General features: G+C 60.3%; 21 protein-coding genes. 10 read left to right on the top strand and 11 right to left on the bottom strand.

What is annotated here, in order from left to right:
- Positions 1–193 precede the first annotated feature (193 nt).
- Together P0D96_RS12405 and P0D96_RS12400 are read right to left on the bottom strand one after the other, a co-directional pair.
- Positions 194–673, bottom strand: coding sequence for a nuclear transport factor 2 family protein (locus tag P0D96_RS12405; protein ID WP_132383417.1), 480 nt, complete (start codon positions 671–673; stop codon positions 194–196).
- Between the two features lie 13 nt (positions 674–686).
- On the bottom strand, positions 687–1,352 hold the full coding sequence (locus P0D96_RS12400) for a TetR/AcrR family transcriptional regulator (protein WP_408313615.1): 666 nt from the start codon (positions 1,350–1,352) through the stop codon (positions 687–689).
- A gap of 108 nt (positions 1,353–1,460) precedes the next feature.
- Here P0D96_RS12400 and P0D96_RS12395 point away from each other — a divergent pair, with 108 nt between their 5' ends.
- Positions 1,461–2,111: a YceI family protein gene (locus P0D96_RS12395; protein WP_408313613.1), complete on the top strand. Its 651-nt coding sequence runs from the start codon at positions 1,461–1,463 to the stop codon at positions 2,109–2,111.
- Between the two features lie 81 nt (positions 2,112–2,192).
- Here P0D96_RS12395 and tdh read toward each other — a convergent pair whose 3' ends face one another.
- Complete coding sequence (tdh, locus tag P0D96_RS12390) at positions 2,193–3,224, bottom strand: L-threonine 3-dehydrogenase (RefSeq protein WP_408313611.1); 1,032 nt, start codon at positions 3,222–3,224, stop codon at positions 2,193–2,195.
- 13 nt (positions 3,225–3,237) lie between these two features.
- Entirely contained in the window at positions 3,238–4,437 is a 1,200-nt protein-coding gene (locus P0D96_RS12385) for a glycine C-acetyltransferase (protein WP_132383410.1), read from the bottom strand.
- Positions 4,438–4,587: 150 nt separating this feature from the next.
- Between P0D96_RS12385 and P0D96_RS12380 the strand changes: the two genes are divergently transcribed.
- The 3 genes from P0D96_RS12380 (at position 4,588) to P0D96_RS12370 (ending at position 6,878) form a co-directional block, all read left to right on the top strand.
- Positions 4,588–5,226, top strand: a complete 639-nt coding sequence (locus P0D96_RS12380; protein WP_132383408.1) for a helix-turn-helix domain-containing protein — start codon at positions 4,588–4,590, stop codon at positions 5,224–5,226.
- Between the two features lie 105 nt (positions 5,227–5,331).
- Positions 5,332–5,733, top strand: a complete 402-nt coding sequence (locus P0D96_RS12375) for a DUF2471 family protein (protein ID WP_408177593.1) — start codon at positions 5,332–5,334, stop codon at positions 5,731–5,733.
- A gap of 62 nt (positions 5,734–5,795) precedes the next feature.
- Positions 5,796–6,878, top strand: coding sequence for a tyrosine-type recombinase/integrase (locus P0D96_RS12370; protein ID WP_408177592.1), 1,083 nt, complete (start codon positions 5,796–5,798; stop codon positions 6,876–6,878).
- A 71-nt stretch (positions 6,879–6,949) separates the two neighbouring features.
- On the opposite strand, the gene P0D96_RS12365 is transcribed toward P0D96_RS12370, so the two are convergent.
- Positions 6,950–8,155: a DNA-binding protein gene (locus P0D96_RS12365; protein ID WP_408284746.1), complete on the bottom strand. Its 1,206-nt coding sequence runs from the start codon at positions 8,153–8,155 to the stop codon at positions 6,950–6,952.
- 614 nt (positions 8,156–8,769) lie between these two features.
- Between P0D96_RS12365 and P0D96_RS12360 the strand changes: the two genes are divergently transcribed.
- Positions 8,770–9,282, top strand: coding sequence for a hypothetical protein (locus tag P0D96_RS12360; protein WP_408177590.1), 513 nt, complete (start codon positions 8,770–8,772; stop codon positions 9,280–9,282).
- Positions 9,283–10,250: 968 nt separating this feature from the next.
- The gene (locus P0D96_RS12355) at positions 10,251–11,600 is read left to right on the top strand and encodes a replication initiation protein (RefSeq protein WP_408313608.1); all 1,350 of its coding nucleotides are present in this window, start codon (positions 10,251–10,253) and stop codon (positions 11,598–11,600) included.
- A 62-nt stretch (positions 11,601–11,662) separates the two neighbouring features.
- Here the strand turns inward: P0D96_RS12355 and P0D96_RS12350 are convergent, their stop codons facing one another.
- Genes P0D96_RS12350 through P0D96_RS12340 form a run of 3 tightly spaced genes read right to left on the bottom strand, consistent with a single transcriptional unit; the run spans position 11,663 to position 13,656 of the window.
- Positions 11,663–12,721, bottom strand: a complete 1,059-nt coding sequence (locus tag P0D96_RS12350) for a ParB/RepB/Spo0J family partition protein (RefSeq protein WP_408284742.1) — start codon at positions 12,719–12,721, stop codon at positions 11,663–11,665.
- A gap of 25 nt (positions 12,722–12,746) precedes the next feature.
- On the bottom strand, positions 12,747–13,409 hold the full coding sequence (gene parA, locus P0D96_RS12345; protein WP_012428795.1) for a ParA family partition ATPase: 663 nt from the start codon (positions 13,407–13,409) through the stop codon (positions 12,747–12,749).
- Positions 13,410–13,425: 16 nt separating this feature from the next.
- On the bottom strand, positions 13,426–13,656 hold the full coding sequence (locus P0D96_RS12340) for a hypothetical protein (RefSeq protein WP_408313607.1): 231 nt from the start codon (positions 13,654–13,656) through the stop codon (positions 13,426–13,428).
- A gap of 797 nt (positions 13,657–14,453) precedes the next feature.
- Between P0D96_RS12340 and arsC the strand changes: the two genes are divergently transcribed.
- Positions 14,454–14,813, top strand: a complete 360-nt coding sequence (arsC, locus tag P0D96_RS12335) for an arsenate reductase (glutaredoxin) (RefSeq protein ID WP_408177588.1) — start codon at positions 14,454–14,456, stop codon at positions 14,811–14,813.
- A 41-nt stretch (positions 14,814–14,854) separates the two neighbouring features.
- Here arsC and P0D96_RS12330 read toward each other — a convergent pair whose 3' ends face one another.
- Positions 14,855–15,841 (bottom strand): sulfonate ABC transporter substrate-binding protein, encoded by a 987-nt coding sequence (locus P0D96_RS12330; protein WP_408284738.1) that lies wholly within the window; start codon positions 15,839–15,841, stop codon positions 14,855–14,857.
- A 229-nt stretch (positions 15,842–16,070) separates the two neighbouring features.
- Between P0D96_RS12330 and P0D96_RS12325 the strand changes: the two genes are divergently transcribed.
- Both P0D96_RS12325 and P0D96_RS12320 read left to right on the top strand, forming a co-directional pair.
- Complete coding sequence (locus P0D96_RS12325) at positions 16,071–17,447, top strand: GntT/GntP/DsdX family permease (RefSeq protein WP_132383392.1); 1,377 nt, start codon at positions 16,071–16,073, stop codon at positions 17,445–17,447.
- 134 nt (positions 17,448–17,581) lie between these two features.
- The gene (locus tag P0D96_RS12320) at positions 17,582–17,872 is read left to right on the top strand and encodes a DUF1272 domain-containing protein (RefSeq protein ID WP_408177586.1); all 291 of its coding nucleotides are present in this window, start codon (positions 17,582–17,584) and stop codon (positions 17,870–17,872) included.
- 55 nt (positions 17,873–17,927) lie between these two features.
- Here the strand turns inward: P0D96_RS12320 and P0D96_RS12315 are convergent, their stop codons facing one another.
- Together P0D96_RS12315 and P0D96_RS12310 are read right to left on the bottom strand one after the other, a co-directional pair.
- A complete protein-coding gene (locus P0D96_RS12315) occupies positions 17,928–18,131 on the bottom strand; it encodes a zf-HC2 domain-containing protein (protein ID WP_132383388.1) in 204 nt (67 codons plus the stop codon).
- Positions 18,118–18,726, bottom strand: coding sequence for an RNA polymerase factor sigma-70 (locus tag P0D96_RS12310; protein WP_408313604.1), 609 nt, complete (start codon positions 18,724–18,726; stop codon positions 18,118–18,120). The genes P0D96_RS12315 and P0D96_RS12310 overlap by 14 nt, the downstream gene beginning before the upstream one ends.
- A 446-nt stretch (positions 18,727–19,172) precedes the next feature.
- On the opposite strand from P0D96_RS12310, the gene P0D96_RS12305 reads away from it, so the two are divergent.
- Positions 19,173–19,304, top strand: a complete 132-nt coding sequence (locus P0D96_RS12305; protein WP_279388651.1) for a hypothetical protein — start codon at positions 19,173–19,175, stop codon at positions 19,302–19,304.
- The last annotated feature ends 122 nt before the right edge of the window (positions 19,305–19,426 follow it).

The raw sequence follows: 19,426 nt of genomic DNA, 5'->3' as shown, positions 1-19,426 counted from the left end.
AGCGCCGGCGTCATCTATGTTCTGGGTATGCTTGCATGCCGTCCGTCGCGCACTGTACCTCAAGCCGCACACGCGATGTTGAGGACACGCTCGGGCGCGCGGGCACAACACGTGCCCGGACGCGCAGAGATAACAGTAACGGAGAACCGATGGCAGAGCGGTGAACGCGCATCGCGCGTTCACCTGCGCCAGGTCAGAGACCGAGATCGGACAGACTGGGATGGTCGTCGGGGCGGCGGCCGAGCGGCCAGTGGTAAAGACGGTCCGCTTCGCGAATCGGCATATCGTTGATGCTGGCGTGACGGTGCGCCATCAGTCCGTGTTCGTCGAATTCCCAGTTCTCATTGCCGTACGAGCGGAACCAGTTGTTCGAATCGTCGTGCCATTCATAGGCAAAGCGCACGGCGATGCGGTTATCCGTAAACGCCCACAGTTCCTTGATCAAACGGTAGTCGAGTTCTCTCGCCCATTTGCGGCGCAACAAGCCGACAATCTCCGCGCGACCATGCGTGAACTCGGCGCGGTTGCGCCACACGCTATCCACCGTGTAGGCGAGCGACACGCGCTCGGGGTCGCGGGTATTCCAGCCGTCTTCCGCGGCGCGCACTTTCTGGATTGCGGTTTCGCGTGTGAAGGGCGGCAGCGGCGGGCGGGTTTCAATCGAGTCGGCCATGGTAATTCCTCAGTCAGGTTGCGGTTCGCCGGGATGGCGGTCGTTTGCTTGGCGGGATGCCTGGGTCGCCCGCGCACTCCGCGTCGAGCAGGACTTGGGCTGCAGCTTGCGCGTCGAGGGCGGCATCGGGCTCGCCGCTCACCAGTGCCACGGCAATGGCGCCGTCGAGCAAGATCAGCCATTGACGCGACAAGCGCGCCGTGCGACGGGCGTCGATGTCCGACTCCGCCGCGAATGCATCACATTCGGTTTGCACGAACGCCAGCAGGCGTTCCTTGTGATGGCGCGCGACGATCCGGATCGGGTCGTCCGCGGAGGCAATTTCACCGGATGCGTTCAGAAATGCGCAACCGTGAAAATCCTCCGATGCAAACCATTCGCGCAGCACCTCGAACATGCCGAGCAGGCGTTTGCGCGCCGTCTTGCCATGCCGTTGCGTGCCCGCGATAAACCAGTTCATCCAGCGTTTGTCGCGCCGGTCGAGCGCGGCGGCCACGAGCGCATCTTTCGATTCGAAATGCGTGTAAAAGCTTTTGCGCGCCGCGCCGGACTGCTTGACGATCGCGTCCACGCCGGTTGCGTGAATGCCGCCGGCGTAGATCAGCGCTTCAGCCGCGTCCAGCAGCCGCTCGCGCGCGCTGCCGGGTGCGACTGATTCAGTGTGAGTTTCGGTAGCCATGGACGAAGGGTAGAACGATCATTCTCCCTCGTCAAGTCTTTTGCGTTTTTGCAGGTTGGGTGCGCGAACTGTTATCTTGAGCACGATCGGTCAACGGGAACGAACTTCATGAGTACACTGACTCTCCGCGCCACCTTCATGCGCGCCCTGCTCAGCGCAACACTACTGACGGCGGTGGCCTGCACGCCCGTGCAAGTGCTCACGCATACGGTCAGCCAGAACGAAACACGCGTGCCGCCCGGCCGCTACGAAATCGATCCGGATCATTGCAGCATTACCTTCGACATCGATCATTTCAAGTATTCGCGCTTCACGGCGCGTTTCGATCGCAAGAAGGGCGAACTCGACTGGAACGAAGGCGGTCTGGACAAGAGCACGACGTCGGTGACGATCGACGCCGCGAGCATCGATACGAATGTGCCTTTGCTCGACAAAATGGTGAAGAGCGCCAACATGCTCGACGTGGAGCGCTATCCGGAGATTCGCTTCGTCAGCACGCGTTTTGAGCGCACGGGCGAATCGCGCGGCACGTTGACCGGCGATCTGACGATTCATGGTGTCACACAACCGGTCTCGCTCGACGTCGCCTTCAATGGTTTTGCCCCCGATCCGCTCACGAAGAAAGACACGCTCGGCTTTTCGGCCGAGGGTCATTTCAGTCGCGCGAAGTTCGGCCTGGCGACGTGGTATCCGGCCGTCGGCGACGATATTCATGTGCGCATTCAGGCCGAGTTCGTTAAAACGCCCGCAGGCGGGTGAGCGCGGTGCGGGCGTTGGTCCAAGCGCTTTTTTGCTGCACGCTGAGACTGCAAGCGTGGTCGCGCGTCGGCGCGTGTTAACTCATGAGGCCGTCCAGTCGAGAATCACCTTGCCGCTTTCGCCAGAGAGCATCGTGGCGAACGCTTCCTGATAGTCGTCGACCTTGAAATGGTGCGTGAGGATCGGCGAGAGATCCAGGCCGCTTTGCAGCATCGCGACCATCTTGTACCAGGTCTCGAACATCTCGCGTCCGTAAATGCCCTTGATTTCAAGGCCTTTGAAGATGACCTGAGTCCAGTCGATCGCGGTCTGCGCGGGCGGAATGCCGAGCAGCGCGATCTTGCCGCCGTGGTTCATCGCTTCGAGCATGCCGGTGAAGGCGCTCGGCACACCGGACATTTCCAGCCCGACGTCGAAACCTTCGGTCATATGCAGGTCCGCCATCACGTCGCGCAACGATTCGCGCGAGACGTTGACCGCACGCGTCGCGCCCATCTTGCGCGCGAGTTCGAGGCGATAGTCGTTGACGTCGGTGATCACGACATTGCGCGCGCCCACGTGTTTCGCGATCGCCACCGCCATGATGCCGATGGGTCCGGCGCCGGTAATCAACACGTCTTCGCCGACCAGATTGAACGACAGCGCAGTGTGCGTGGCGTTGCCGAACGGGTCGAAAATCGCGGCGAGGTCGTCGGAAATCTCGGGCGGAATCTTGAATGCGTTGAATGCGGGAATCACCAGATACTCGGCAAACGCGCCTTCACGATTCACGCCGACGCCCACCGTATTGCGGCACAAATGCCGGCGGCCCGCGCGACAATTGCGGCAGAAGCCACAGGTGATATGTCCTTCGCCCGACACGCGATCGCCGATTGCAAAGCCGCGCACTTCCTGGCCCATTTCGACGATTTCGCCCACGTATTCGTGGCCGACATGCATCGGCACGGGAATCGTTTTTTGCGCCCAGTCGTCCCACTTCCAGATGTGAATATCGGTGCCGCAAATCGCGGTGCGCGTGATGCGGATCATCACGTCGTTGTGGCCGACTTCGGGTTTCTTGACGTCCGTGAGCGTGAGGCCGGGAGCGCGTTCAAGTTTTGCCAATGCTTTCATGTGCGCCTCCGTATTAGATGACACCGAGTTCACGGCCGACGCGCGCGAATGCATCCACCGCGCGGTCGATCTGTTCGGGCGTGTGCGCGGCGCTCATCTGCGTGCGAATGCGTGCGCGGCCTTTCGGCACCACCGGGAACGAGAAGCCGATCACGTACACGCCTTCCTTCAGGAGCGCATCGGCCATTTTCGAAGCGAGTTGCGCGTCGCCGAGCATGACGGGAATGATCGGATGTTCGCCGGGCACGAGCGTGAAACCGAGCGCACTCATCTTGCTGCGGAAGTGCGCGCCGTTTTCGCGCACGCGCGCGCGCAATTGCGCGCCTTCTTCGCTCGCCAGCAGTTCGAGTACTTTCAGCGAAGCGGCGGCAATGCTCGGCGTCAGCGTGTTCGAGAACAGATAGGGACGCGAGCGCTGACGCAGCAACTCCACGATCTCCTTGCGTGCGGCCACGTAACCGCCCGATGCACCGCCGAGCGCCTTACCCAGCGTGCCGGTGATGATGTCGATGCGCGACAGCACGCCACAATGTTCCGGCGTGCCGCGCCCGTGTTCGCCGACAAAACCCACCGCGTGCGAGTCGTCGACCATCACGAGCGCGCCGTAACGGTCGGCCAGATCGCAGATGCCGGCGAGGTCGGCGATGATGCCGTCCATGGAGAACACGCCGTCGGTCGCGATCAGTTTGAAGCGCGCGCCGGCGGCCTCCGCTTCGATCAGCTTCGCTTCGAGATCGGCGAGATCGTTGTTCTTGTAGCGAAAGCGCTTCGCCTTCGAAAGCCGCACGCCGTCGATGATGCTCGCGTGGTTCAGTTCGTCGCTGATGATCGCGTCGTTTTCGTCGAGCAGCGTTTCGAACAGGCCGCCGTTTGCATCGAAGCAGCTGGAGTAGAGGATGCAATCGTCGGTTTGCAGGAACGCGGCGAGCGCGTGTTCCAGATCCTTGTGCACGGTTTGCGTGCCGCAGATGAAGCGCACGGACGCCATGCCGAAGCCGTCGTTGTCGAGACCTTGCTTGGCGGCCTCGATCAGCCGTGCGTCGCCGGCGAGGCCGAGGTAGTTGTTGGCGCAGAAATTCAGCACGTCCGTGCCGTTAGCCAGACGAATGTCGGCCGATTGCGGGCTGGCGATCACGCGCTCGTTCTTGTAAAAGCCGTCAGCGCGAATCTGCTCGAGGGTGCCGCGCAGATGGGCGAGGTAAAGGTCACGCATGAACCAGACTCCTGAAAAGGGGTGATAGCGCCCGTGTCAGCGTGTTCGGCATGTGCGACCACGAGGCGGCCTGTTATAGTCGGCTGTCAGTTTTATCGGATTTTTTCGTTTTTCCGAACTAAAATCCGGTATGTCGAACAACTCTAAACGATGGGTCAGGAAATGGCAAGTTCGGGTATCCGCCGCGCCGCGGCCAACGCGGCGCCCATCCCAGGCGCAACTTCGGTCCCGGCAGTCGCGGCGCCGCCGCGCGTCGGCGAACAGATTCAGCGTTTGCGCGCCGAACGGCGCATGACGCTGGACGATCTGTCGCGTGCGGCCGGCGTGTCGAAATCGATGCTCTCGGAGATCGAGCGCGACAAGGCCAATCCGACCATCGCGGTCGCCTGGCGGCTGACCAATGCGCTCGGCGTCAGCCTCGATTCGCTGTTCGCGCCACAAAAGACGCCGGAAGCGATCGCTGTCTCCGGGCCGCACGAGATTCCCACTTTGAGCGGGCACGACGCCAAGTATCAATTGCGAGTGTGGGGGCCAATCGAGCTGGCCGGCAAGTTCGAGTGGTACGAATTGACGCTGCAGCCAAGTGGGGCGCTGGTGTCGAACGCGCACGAACCCGGCACGCGCGAGCATCTGACCGTGCTGCAAGGATCGATCGAAATCGAGGCGGCAGGCGCGACGAAACGGCTCAAGGCGGCGGACACCGCGCGTTATGTCGCCGACGAGCCGCACGCGATCCGCAACGCCGGCAAGGGCGAGGCGAAGGCGCTGCTGGTGGTAATTCACGGCTGATCTTCCGGCGCACCGTGGCTAGTTGTTGGCGGAATCGGGACTTCGCCCGAGGTTGCATCCGACACTGTATATTTGTACAGTACAGGGTATCGACTGGAGCCGATCATGAACAAGCTGACAACCGACTCGACCGACCACGCTCTGGCTGCGCTGCGCTATCAAACCGCAGCGCGTGATCTCGAACACATCGTCCGCAATATTGCTGCGCGCTACATCGTGCAACAGGTGCCGCTCACCTGGCGTTTGCTGCATGCCATCGAAGCCGAAGCGCTGGCTGACCTCGGCTTCGCCAGCCGGCACGACGCGGTGATGCTGGGTCTTTTTCAACGACCGTCCGATTTGCCGTATCCGGAAACGGACGAGGCGGTGGACTTCGGCACGTCCACGGCACTGCCGGCGGTGTTCGCGTTCGCGGTCAGTGCTTATGAAGAAGCGGCACGGCGGGCTGCGCAGCCGTCGTCGTCGGAGAACGCCCCTTTGAAACATGCTCGCGCTTGGGGCGACTGAATCCGGGCTGCATTTCCATCCGTTGCCACCTACAATGGGTGCAACTAACGGAAGAATAACCCATGTCACCTCCTCACCTGACCGACCCGGTCCCGCGTCCAGCGCCGTCCACGGATCTCTTCGATCAGCAACGTGAAGACTGGCGCCGCGACCCGCAAATCGCGTTCGACGCATGGCTAGCCAAACAACATTTCCGCCGTTCTTCAGCTGAAGTCTACCAGGCGCAGTGGGGGCTTTTTCTCGATTGGCTGAGCGCGCGTCAACAGAGTCTGGTCACGGTCGAAGCTCACGCGATTGCCGAATTCGTCGTCGGACTCGACGTCAAAAAGACTCAACGTGTACGGTATTTGCGGCTGATCGAGCGAGTGCTCGATCATGTGCGCGAGATCGAATCCGCTTCGACCAATCCGGCACGCTTCATTGCTCAGGATGGCGAAGCAGCGTGGCGAAACGCGCGCGATAACGAGCCGACCGGCTTTCTCAACCACGCCGAACGAACCGCATTGATCGCGCATCTGTTTTCGCCGTTGCCGGATTTGTCTGCGGCGCAACGTTGGCGGGAGCGGCGCGACCGCGCTTTGATCGCCGTGTTTTTAGGCGGTGGATTGAAAACGGGCGAGGCTGCTTCGCTTACGGTTAGTTGCGTGAATGTGGGATCACCTTGGGTAACAATCGAGTCGGCCAATCCGATGCTGACGCGGCGCACTCGGCTCGCACCTTTCGCCGCCGCGATTCTCGACGCGTGGCTCGCCGAACGGCGTCTGTCGGAATTGGCGGGTAATCTGGTTTTTCCCGCATCGCCTTCCGGACGTCCGATGCATAAAGCCACCATGCTGCGCGCGGTCGACGCCTTGATCGACGGAGCCGGGATCGCCGAGTCGCGAGCGTCGCGAGCCAGTCCGCAAACATTGCGCAACACGTTTGCGGCCGATCTGTTCGAGAGCGGGGTCGAGGCGGAACTGGTCGGGCAGTGGCTGGGGTTTGTGCAGGCGGTGTCGGCGAACCGTCTGTATCGCGCGTGGCAAAACTGGATGGATCAGCAGGATTCTCCTGCCGCAGAGGTGCCTGATCCGGCCGTTCCGCCGCTGCCAGCACCTAGGCGTGACGGGCGTTTGACAAGGAAAAGGGGAGACGCCGAGTCCTGAAACTCCTCACCTTTCGGGTCCCGAATTTCCTCACCTTTGGCAATTTGTCCATTATTGCACCGCGTCAAACGTCACGCCGACGCCGCAATCGGGTCGCTCGACAGAAACCGGCTAACCGCCTCCAGCCTAGATTTGCCGAGACCCGACGAGTGATCGCACTCCGGACATTGCAGTTCAAAGCGGTGATCCACCTGCGATAGTTCCGGCTCACCTTCCTCACATTTTGGGCACCGCAGCGGCAGGGCGACATGGCCATCCGCCGCAGTGCCGATCGCCCTTAATTCGTCACCCGTCAGCCGGCCAGCTTCGACCAGCGAGCAGAGCAGACTCGCGATCGCCGGATCGATACCTTGCTGACCGCGCAGGACGGCGACCTCTTTCGTGAGCGCGTCTACTTCGTCGGATTGCTCGCGCAGCTGAGCGTCGAGCCGGTCGCCGCGCGCCTTGGCCGCGGCGATTTGCTGAATAAACTCAAACTCTTTGCGGCTCGCGTCGCGCACCCCGGACTGATAAGTGCCCGCCATGCTGCGCAAGGAGTCGAGCTCGACCAGCATCGGTTTGACGCGCCGCTCGGCTTCGGCGACGGCGTCCTTGATCTGCTGCGCATAGTGTTCAGTGCTTTGGCGCAATTCGACGTGCAATGCGTCGATTCGGTCCCGCAACGTTGCATTGGTCGCGAGTTCGGTGTCGAGCCGTTGACGAAGCGCTTCATTTTCGTGATCGAGTCGGCGCACCGTTGCCTGTAAACCCTCCTGGTGAGCATTTCCGTGTGTGGTTGTGCTCGACAACTCGGCTTCGAGCGCGCGAACACGTTCCCAGGCGGCCTCCGCTCGCAATTCGCTGCGCTTGATCGCGTCTTCCGATGCTTGCTGACGAATTTCCGCTTCTCGAGCGCGCTGGTCGGCGGCGGTGATCTGCGCGCGAATTTCCTCGCGCTCGTCGTCGAGCGTTGTGCGTGCATGAGCGACGGCTTCTTCGAAAAGTACGCCCAGCAATTCGCCGGCACGGTCTTCGAGTGCTTTCGGAATAGCGCCGGTGCCAACTTTCACGCGCGACACACTTCGGATGCGCTCCCAGAAGTGGTCGATGTCCTTAGGAATGTCGCTCGCGCTGCCGGTCTGGGTCAGATCACGAACGGTGGCCATGGAGGGCCGGATTCCCAGATCAAAAAACAGTCGCTTGCATGCGTGCAGCGAAAGTTCTTGTCGCCGTGCCCCGTTGGCTCGCAGAGCTTCAAGCTCGTTTCGAATGGATTGCCGTTCCTGATCCAGATTCATGTATACCTCGATGTCGCTCGAATTGGATGAATCATAACAATTTACGTACTGTTTGCTACGCATTTGTTGGGCTGGGACATGGATTCGAGAATAGGCGTGTTTTGTTGCTAGAAGTGAGTCGGCGGATTTGCGCTAGCTGATTTTTTCCGTGAAACAAAACGAAGAATAGCCAATAAGGTCTTGTAAAGAAAGAGCTTTTAAAGATTTTACAGCGATCGTGCACTGTTTCACGAGCGCTTCATCATGGCTACTTTGGTTGGAAGGCTTTGTCCGAAGGACACGCGGGGAAATACTAGAGAGTAATAAAAGTAAACACCTTTGAACCCATGTTAAAAACGTTAACGCCATGGCAAAGCCTTATCTGGCAAGGGTTCCAGCCCGGTAAGGTGAAGCTTTGCGGGAGAGGTGGTGAGGTCTTGCGGGAATGTCGAGTGATGAGGTTCGGGGGCCTCGGTGAGCGGGTCCGGGACAGAACGTGAGCGGGTTCAGGAGCCACCCCAAAAGTGCGGTGTGACCAAAGGTGAGGTTTTGCAGGACCTGAATGATGTGGATCGCCCGGCGGCGCTCGAAAGTCTGTTCGAGAGTCGACCAAGGCGAAGGTGAGCGCTTTCGGGATGGATTCGTCCGCCCAATTTCGGCCTTATTTTGAACTCGTTAACCCCATTGGTGAGTCAAGTCGGGAGAAAACGCGAACCGAAGGTGAGATTTTACGGGGAAGGGGTGGCATTTTTGCCTTATTTCTGTGCATTCCGGTGCCTAAGGTGAGAGTTTTCGGGAGCGAGGCTGCTTTTCGGGCTGAATCCAAAGTCGACGGCGATGAGTTGGCCGATCGCTGCCTGCCAACGGTGAGGAAATTCGGGAGGTCGGGTTTTGTGGCACGCGCCGTCCGTGAAATGCACCTGGTTTGGATCAAAGGTGAGGTTTTTCAGGAGTCGTTTGGGTGCTCGGCGATCGTTAAGGTGAGGAAATACAGGACCAAAATGGCTTCCATCGCCCGGAAAAGCCCTACTGACGCTGCCGAAGTCGTTTGCGTTTTACGGTCGCTGAAATCGAAAGGTGAGATTTTTCAGGACTGCGACGGCCGCGATCAAAAATGCGGGAATTCACCGAAATCGGCTTTGAGGTGAGGTTTTACGGGAGCGTTCGCAGATGACTCGGCTAAACTGAAATCTATAAGATTATGAAATCATTGAGTATTTTCGATTGCTTTCGCAAAGGTGAGGTTTTTCGGGGGCTCTTTTTTAGGTGGTTTGGGGACCCTCAGATAGCCCTATGGTGAGGTTTTTCGGGACCGTTTTTCCGTGCTTTGGGAGTTCAACATGCCTGAAGGCCGCGTCGTTCCAAGCATGCCGCTAGCATTAAGGTGAGCTTTTTCGGGGGCTTCGAGAGTGTTGATTCGAACCCATCGAGTCAGGACGTCTTGGTCGACCACTGCCTATAACGGTTGCACAAGTGGCAGTGGCATCAATGCACGAAGCTCAGGCGGTGCCGATCTGGGCCGGGTGCACGGTTGGAAAGCTTGCGACGCCTGCGGAGAGATCCCGCGTGGGGCTGCTGCGTCGCGTGAATGCATGGGGCAGAGCTGCGTGCAGGGCGGGTCAAGAAAGCCGGCGACAGGCTTGTAGCGGTGCTCGGCGCGCTCTTCGCACAGCGGAGCACGCATGCGGAGGCGTTGCTTGTTAAGGTGGCGTCGATTCGACCGTTTGGCTTGTCAGCGTGGCACGCTTTGCGCCGGCGCAGCCCTCCCCTGCTGGCCAAATATTGCTCGAAGCTTGTTCACCGACTTGGTCGACCGCAAGTGCACCGGGTCGGCGGGCGCCCCGTCAAAATTCTCGAAATTTTTTGAGGTGAGAAGATTCGGGATCAGATGGCGCCGGTTCGCGCCCGCCGCGGAAATGGTCCGAATTTGCCAGGCCCGCGACCTGCAAGGATGGCCCGAACCTGGCGCGAAACGGCTGAGGTGAGGGTTTTCGGGAGTTGCTCGAGGTGAGTCGCGCCTCGTAAACTCGCTTCACCCGCAACGGTGAGATGCACGCTATAGACGCGTATCACCGCAGCCGGTATGCTCTCGCCAAATCCCTCCTCGACCAGACGCATGGCCACGAAGCGCGCGAAGAAGACCGACGTAGTCAGCCCGAGCTCGGCCGAATTGCGCAAAGCCGTCGAGGCGATCGCGATTCAGCCTAAAAGCGGCAAAATCACGCTCCTTACCCGCAAACTGTTCAACGTGCTCCTCGCCGTGGCTCAGCAAGCGGACGAATCCGGCGACACGTATCGGGCCTTGCTGTCCGATATCGTCGCGAACTCCGCGTTTGATTCCAACGACACCGCGCTCGTCAAGGAGCACTTGCGGCGCATGGTGTCGGTGCAGGTCGAATGGAGCACCGGCACGTCCAGTCAGAAGCCGGGGCGGAAATGGGGTATTTCCACGCTGATTGCCGACGCGGAAATTCTCGAAGACCCCACCACCCGCCGTGTCTGGGTGGAATTCTCGTTCGCACCGAAGATCAAGAAGAAACTGCTCGATCCGGTTCAGTATGCCCGCTTGAGTCTCCAGTTCCAGAGCCAGTTGCGCAGTAGCGCGGGTCTCGCGCTGTACGAGATTTGCGTGCGCTACCTGACCAACCCGAGCCATCTGACGATGCGCGAGACGTGGGAGTGGTGGCGCCCTATCCTCTCCGGCACGCCGGACACGGAAGCGGGCGATGAAGCGAAGCGCGAGTACAAATACTTCAAACGTGATTACTTGCGCCCGGCCATCGCCGAGGTCAACGCCGTTACGAACATCTTCGTCGAACTGATCGAGCACCGGGAAGGACGCCGGGTCGCCGAGATCCAGTTTCGCGTGACCGAACGCAAGCAGCCGATGCTCGCGCTCGACGAACATCCGAACGTGTTCGACAGTACGCTGGTCGACCGGATGGTGAAGATCGGCATCCCGCTGAAAGAAGCGCAAACGCTCTACGCCGACAGCGAAGAAAATCGCATTCGCGCCGCGCTGCAGATGACCGAGCAACGCATGCGCAGCACGTCGTTGCCGCCGGTGCGCAGTGCGCCCGCGTTGTTCAAGGACGCATTGAAGAAAGGTTACGCGCCGCCGGTCGAAGCGTTGCCGTCGAGTGGTGGCGGCAAGGCTGCGGTTGCTGCGCCGGCCGACGACCTCAAGGCGCGTCTGCTCGGCGAGTACTCGGCGTATCGCCGCAAGGAAGCGCGCGAGTTGTACGACGAACAAGGTGAGTACGAGCGGGAGATCGCGCGGCAGTCGTTTGAAGAAGATGAATTGCCGGGACTCGGCACGCACATGCGCGACGACTGGCGCCGCCGCGGGCTGGATTCGAAGATTGTCGAAACGGCATTCTTCGATTGGCTGGCTCGCAAGACTTGGGGCGAGCCTACTGACGGTGACCTGCTAGCCTTCACGCTTAGCCAATCGCGCGCGGCGTAATCATCTAGCGAGCGGGGCGCGGCTCTTGGCTGCCGCGTGCCCCATCTCTGTACCAATCTTTCTTACTTCAACATCTTTTCAATCTGGCGAAGGATGTCGTCGCGCTTTTCACGCGTGAGCCCCTTCAGACGCAGTTCGATTCGATCATCCCCGTACGATTTGAGATCGCCGACCGACACACCGTCGAGTTTGATTTCCAGACGTTGCGCATAGCGTTGCCGGCCCGCTGGTTTGGTGCTTTCCTGAGCGCTCGCCCTCCCCTTGACGATGTCTGCGACTTGCCGCGTACTCAGATCGTCCGAGAGGATCTTGTTGATCAGACGCAGCGTTGCATCGGCGCCGCGGGCAGTGTGATAACGCCCCACCTGATACGCCATGTTCGAGCCGAAGCGGTCTGGTCGCGCGACCATCTCGTGCATGACGACCTCAGGCAATTTGGCAATCGACAAGGCGACTGCAACGGTCGACTCGTCTAGCCCGAGGTGTTCGGCGAGTTCCTTCTGACTCTGGAAATGGCGGTCGTCGAGAAAGCGTTTCCATACGACCGCGTTGTCGAACACCGTCTGCGAATCGCGCTGGACGTTGAGGTCGTAACCGAGCTTGTAGCTCTGGATACCGATCGGCAGATCGATGACGATCGCCTTGACCGTTTCCTTATTCGCTTCTTTCAGGGCCCGCACGCGTCGACCGCCATCGCTGACGTAGTAGGTGCCGGGATTGTCGTAATCCGGGATGACGTGAATCGCCTGCTGCTGCCCCTGCTTTGCCAGATTGACAGCGAGCTCGGCAATCGACGACTTCAGATAGAAGTGCCGCGGATTGAACGGGCTCGGCTTGATCGTCTTAAGCGCCAGCTCGATGACCTGGCCTGGCCGGTAGCCGTGCTCGTTGCGCCAGGTGCGGTAGGCCGCCGATTCATTGGCTGTGTCAACAGCGTCGACTTCGGCAACGCTCTGCGATGTCATGACGGGCGCGAGGGTACGCCCCGCCGCCTCGCTATTCTTCGGGTCATTCTTGACCAGTCCGTCGATAGCGTTCAGGCGATCGAGCGCAGTTCGCTTTTCGCTGCTGGTCGAATCAGGACGCGCTTGAAAGCCTTTGGCGAATTGGGAGGGTTTCATTCAGGGTCCTTTATGCGCATAAATTTCACGGGAGCAAGGCGGCGATCTCATTCGCGCATGCCCGTACTTCGATGGCGGCCAGCTTGGCGCCGCGATCATTCATCTGAAGCACTGTTTGCCCTAACGCCATAGCCTGCTTGTAGGCCTCGCGAGTCGGGATCTGTGTTTTGAGCAGCGGGAACCCGAGCTCTTCCAACGCACGCTTCAGTTCGCGCGTCAGCATCCGTTTCTCTTCGGTCTTATTGAGCAGGAAGACCGCACGCAGGTCTTCGTTCATGACCTGAGCCTGCTGGACAAGCTTCACCAGTCCGATACTCGACCAGTAGTCGGCGGGCGATGACGATGTTGGGATCACCGCGACGCTCGCAGCGAGAAGGACGACGCCGGACACTTTCTCGGTGATAGACGGCGGGCAGTCGACGACGATGATGTCGTAGTCAGACACGAACTTCTTGATCTCGCGATGGATCTGGCTGCCTGCTTCGGAGAGGTTGACGACTGGAAAGGGGATACCGGTGTCGCCGTCTGATGATGCACTGGCCCAGTGGATCAGCGTGTTTTGACCATCTGCGTCTACGACGAGGACGCGTTTGCCTTTCTCATGAAATGCAGCGCCGAGGTGCATCGCGATTGTGCTCTTCCCGACCCCGCCCTTCTGCTGAGTTACCGCGATGATTTCAGCTGCCAATCTTCACCTCCTCTTTTTAGACGCAAATGGATTTTACCTGGATGAATTTGTATTTCAATCGTTTTTGTGTAAACACGAGAAGGATTAGCCGTTCGGATAGGTTTATGCGCATAAAGGATGGAGGCGCGGTGATGGAGGCGCTGTTGAGGTTGAGAGAGGGTGCTGGGGCGATGTGCCGGCTGACCGGTTTGGCCTGCATGGCACCAATTCGATTGCGCTCGCGCCGTGTCCGGATCGCTGTCTTCATCAACGCGAGCGTTGTCGGCAACGTGACATGCGCTGCCGATGAACCCGTGATAGGTCGCCGGAACTGGCCGCAAGATTTATGCGCATAAAGCCCGGCAGCGGGCTCTGCCGTAACCGTGATTTGCGAGAGAGAGCCGGCCCGCAGTTCAATGCGTTGACACGATGATCGGTGCAATGAGCTACACGAGAGCCGAGTAGCGTAGGCACCAGCTAAACCCACGAGCACGGAGGACGCTTGTGCACAGCATGCGTAGATTGGAGGCTGCGCCGCATGAGAAATCCGACTATTGCGAAAAGTCGGTAGGACAGTTTATGCGCATAAACTGCGAAATTGAGCAATTACAAACAGGGGGGCGCCGTTCACCACTTAGCTCCTTTTAGCCGAGCCACTACGCCGCAAGTCGAACTAGCCGGGAGTTCATGGATCGTATGGCGTTCGGAAACTCGCCAAATCGCATTCACGCGCCGCAGGGGAGGTAATCCACAAAGACCTAGCATGGCCTGCCGCGCCCGATACCATTTCGCAGACGCAATTAACTCGGAAGTGAAGCGAACAGAAAAATACCTCTTCACGCGAAAGCCTAGCCGAACGTGACCATCACGCACGTCACGCGATTACGGTCATGTCTCGCCTTTCCTCTCCGAATCCACATCCACTAGCCTGCTTATCTCGCGACCTCGCCAATTCAAAAATCTCTACAGCACCGCCTCGCTCCGCCATCTCCCCACCCGCTAAAATCCCATCCAACGTGCGCCATGCACAAGCATCCCGCAACCAGCCACACCACCCCAAAACCCATGATCACGATCTACCACAACCCCCGTTGCTCAAAATCGCGCGCCGCATGCGAGCTAATCACCACCACCTACAACAGCGCAAACGAAGCGACAGAAATCGTCGAATACCTGAAGCATCCGCTCACGGTCGAACAACTCAAGCGACTGAACGCACAACTAGGCTGCACAGTTCGCGAGATGATTCGTGACAACGAAGCCGAATACAAGGAACTGCAACTCGCCGACACCCCCTTGACCGACTCTCAGTTATACGAAGCATTGGAGAAACATCCTATCCTTCTGCAACGGCCGATCGTCGTGCGAAACGGGCGAGCGGTAATCGGCCGCCCGCCGGAAAACGTTGCCGCACTGTTCGCCTGAATGGCGTAGCAAGGCCAGCAAATCGAAGCTACGCCTGCAGACTAGACCTTGCTACCAGGCAACGCCGCATCCTTGGTAACGATCTTCGTCGGGATGATGCGCAGCTCGCTGAAGGTATCAGCGATACGTTGCTGTTCCGCAAGCACATTCGCATCGACAGGTTTATACACGTGCGCATAGTGCCGCAAGCCCGCTTCGATCACGCCGGCGTCGAGCCCCTGAATCGGCGCGAGTTGCGCGGCAGCCTCGCTGTAATGCTCCCGCACCCACGCGCCTTCTTTGCCCACTTCGTCCATCGTGATCGCGAGCACATCGGCGTTCTGTTGCGCGAACTGTCGCGCGCTCAGGAAGAACTGGTGATGGCTCACAATGCGGTCGGCATCCGCGAGCAAGCGCGCATTCGACTGCCGCTTCGCCGCTTCGAGGAACGGATCCCAGATCGCCCACGCATCGATCGCGCCGCGTTCGAAGGCGGCGCGCGCATCGGCGGGCGCCAGATAGACCGGCTGAATCTCGCTGTACTTCACGCCGCTTTTCTGCAGCGCGGCGACCAGAAACCAGTGAACATCCGAGCCTTTGTTGAAGGCGATTTTCTTGCCCTTCAGATCGGCCAGCGTTTTGATCGGCGCATCCTGATGCACGAGGATGCCTTCGGCATGCGGCGTCGGGACCTCATAGGCGACGTAGACGAAGTTCGCGCCAGCGGCCTGCGCGAACACGGGCGGCGCCTCGCCGACATAGCCGAAGTCGATGGCGCCGACATTCAGTCCTTCCAGCAACTGCGGCCCCGCAGGAAACTCGGTCCATTTGACGGTGATGCCCAGCGGCGCGAGCCGTTTTTCGAGCGTACCGTGCGCCTTCAGCAACACGAGCGTATTGGCGGCTTTCTGATAACCGATGCGGAATTCCTTGGCGTGCGCCTCGGCGGCAAAAGCGGACGCGGAAATGACGGGCAGCGTGGCGGCAGCGAGCGTTGCGCTCACGCCGGCAATGAACGCGCGGCGCGTGAGCAGCGGATGACGTGACATAACAGGGCTCGTAAAAAAGACGGACGCAAAACGGACCGATTGGCTCCGACGATAATTCGTCTGCAAGCCTGGACGAACCGATAAATTCGCATAAGCAAATCACGCGGACGGAACGAAGCACTGCGGCCTTCAAATCTGTCCGCGTAACTGCGTCGAATCTGAAGCGGCCGCTACAATTCGTCATCCGCGCCCGGCCGCGGCTGCGTCATTCGACAAAAAAAGGAACACCGTGCATCTGACGACAACACTCGCGCCGTGGTCATCCCACGACACCCAACTCATTCTGTCGTGCGTGCTCGGGCTCGCACTGATCATCGTTTTCATCAGCGTGCTGAAACTCGCGCCGTTCCTGTCGATTCTGGTCGGCACGTTCGCCGCGGGTTTCGCCGCCGGCCTACCGCTCGAGGCTGTCGCCAGCGCATTCAGTAAAGGCGCCGGCGCGCTGCTCGGCGACGTCGGCATCATCATTGCGCTCGGCGCCATGCTCGGTGCGCTCATGGCCGAATCCGGCGCCGCCGACCGGCTCGTCTCGACCATCCTTAAACACTCCACGCCTCGCACGCTGCCGTGGATGATGGCAGTCGTCGCGCTGATCATCGGCTTGCCGCTCTTCTTCGAAGTCGGCCTCGTGATGATGGTGCCGATCATCTTCGTGATGGCGCGCCGTTCGCAGCAGCCGATCCTGCGCATTGCGATTCCTGCGCTGGCCGGCATGACCACGCTGCACGCACTCCTGCCGCCGCACCCGGGTCCGCTGATCGCGGTGAGCGCATTGCACGCCGATCTCGGCCTCACGCTCGGTCTCGGTCTGATCGTCGCGATTCCCGCGGTGATTCTCGCGGGTCCGCTGTACGGCATCTGGTTGTCCAAGCGGATGCACGTGGTCGAACCGGAGGAAATGGGCAAGCTCTTCAGCGCCAAGGAAGACACTGGCGAGCCGCCGAGTTTCGCGATCTCGCTCATCACGATCCTGCTGCCCGTCGTGTTGATGCTAGGGCGCACCGTCGCCAAGCTGCTGCTTCAGCCCGAAACGTTCCTGTTCAACACCTTGAATTTCCTGGGTGAGCCGCTGGTCGCGCTCGGCCTCACCGTGCTGTTCGCCGTGGTGGCGCTGGGTTGGTCGCGGGGCATGGCGCGCGAGCGCGTCGGCGGCATTCTGCGCAAGAGCTTGCCGCCCATCGCCGCGCTGCTGCTGACCATCGGCGCCGGCGGCGGTCTCAAGCAGGCGCTCGTGGTGGCGGGCATCAGCTCGACCATCGGCAAGATCGCGGTCGGCGCGCACATGCCGCTGATTCTGCTGGCGTGGCTGATCGCCGTCGCGCTGCGCCAGGCGACGGGCTCGGCGACGGTTGCCACCACCACGACGGCCGGCATCGTCGCGCCGGTCGTCGCCGGTCTCAGCACGACGCACAATTCGCTGATGGCGCTCGCCATCGGCGCGGGTTCGGTCTTTTTCTGCCACGTGAACGATGCGGGCTTCTGGATGGTCCGCGAGTATTTCGGCCTGCAACTGAAACAGACGGTGCTGGTCTGGTCGGTGTTGCAGACGATCGTGTCCGTCGTCGGCCTCGCGCTCACGCTCGTGTTGTGGACCGTGCTGACGTGACCGCGCACCAGGCTCTCGCTGCGTTGGCAGGAACTGATGCGCGGCTGTCCATTCCGGGCGGCCGACGCCACTTACACTGCCTGGCAGGCGAGCAGCGGTCCCGCAGCTCGCTTCCCTGAAAACGCGGAGCCACCATGCTTGAACTGAGACCGTCCTGCGAAGGATGCGGCAAGTCACTGCCGCCGAACGCATCCGATGCCATGATCTGCACGTACGAGTGCACCTTCTGCGAAGTGTGTGCGCTCACTACGCTGCGCAACGTGTGTCCGAACTGCGGCGGCAATTTCCAGCATCGGCCGGTTCGCACGCGCGCGCAGCTCGAGAAACATCCGGCCGGCGCCACACCGCATCCCGTTTCGATCGACGAAGCGTCGCATGCGCGTTTCTTCGAGCGCTACCAGAACACGCCGCCCGGCGAGCGCTAGACCAAGCGGCGCGCCCACGCATGCCGTGCCATCCAAGCACGACGCACAGCGCGCTTCAATCGTCGCTGTTCAACGCGCCCGGCGTCGCGATTCCGCTGACCGTATGCGCCGCCACGCGCAGCAGACGGATCTGTTTGCGATAGTTGCGGCAGCCGCTGCAGGTCGGCAGATGCAGCCGGATCGCGACCCATTCGCCGGTCGTCAACGAACGGTCGAGCGCGTCGGACAACAAGCGCGTGATGTGCTTACATTTCCCCATTCGCATCCTCGCTGGATAGGCCCTTTTCGCTCAGGCAAGTGCGCAAGCGCAGCCGCGCGCGGTAGATCAGCACGCTGCAATGATTGGCGGTCATCTGCAATTCGGCGCAAATCGCCTCGGTGTCGAGATCGAGGAATTCGCGCATCATGAACACGCGTCCGATGTGCTCCGGCAAGCGTTCGAGGCACATCTCGAACAGGGCCCAGAACTGCTGCTGACGCAGCGCGGTTTCCGGCGTCGGCCAGGGACGCGGCTTTGTTTCGCGCGACCAATGGCCGTTGTCCTTGAACAACTCGCGATCGAGCAAGGCTTCACCGTCGAGTTCGGATTCGAGCGCCGACAGGTTGCTCGTGCGTCGCCGGGCACGCAGGGTGTCGACGAGTTTGTGCCGCAGGATACCGAACACCCATGTCTTGTGTTCCGACTGTGCGGCGAATCGATCGGCTTGCGTCCATGCCGCGGCGAGCGCTTCCTGAACGGCATCTTCCGCAGCGGCGGCGTCGCGCAATTGCAGACGGGCAAAACGCACCAGGTCGCGCCGCAATTGCGTCAGATAAACCGGATCGTCGAGCGCCGTGCCCCCTACTTGCGCCATGGACTGCCCCATTGTCGCGATCCTGCCTGCCGCGCGTTTTTTCTTGGATCGTAGTGATTCATGAGCGGGTGATTTTCCTCGCACTGTGGCTGAGCGCGTGCGCCATTCTCCCGCGAGCGCCTGCGCAATCGAATCGGTATTGAACATAGGCCCGACCATGAGCGATGACCAGATGAGCTTAGTCGCGCCGTGCAGGCCGTTATGACAATGACAATAGATTATTGCGGAAAGTGAAATCGCGCGGGAGTGATGCTGCCGGCGTAGCGCCGGGCAAGCAATACCCACCGCCAATTGGCACCCGAAGCTGCACCAGACGGCCCACCGGATTATTTCAATAATTGAAAAAAAGTCTTATTGACTTCGCTGTTTGTCGGCGGACCCTCAGTCGATATTCTTCAGTCCATCGATCGCACCAGATCGCGAACCAAACGCTGAGGAGCAGCACCATGAAACGCATTCTTTCCGCCCTGATCGCTTCCGTCGCCCTGTTTGCCGCCGCTTCCGGCGCAGCCCAGGCTGCCGCTCCGTCGCAGTGCAACGGCCCGGCGTCGTATTGCAACGTATTCTTCGGCAACTGATCGGCTGACGGGCACGGACCCGTCGACGAGAAAGTCTTTCGAAGACAAAAAGAAGGGCGCCGATGTGGGCGCCCTTTTGCTTTTGAAGCAGAGAATTAGACTGACTGCCTGATGCTGGCATG

It is taken from the genome of Paraburkholderia sp. RL17-347-BIC-D (assembly GCF_046027915.1).
Taxonomy (GTDB): Bacteria; Pseudomonadota; Gammaproteobacteria; order Burkholderiales; family Burkholderiaceae; genus Paraburkholderia.
The sequence above is the reverse complement of the archived record's forward strand: the minus strand, read 5'-3'. Positions and strand labels throughout refer to the sequence as shown.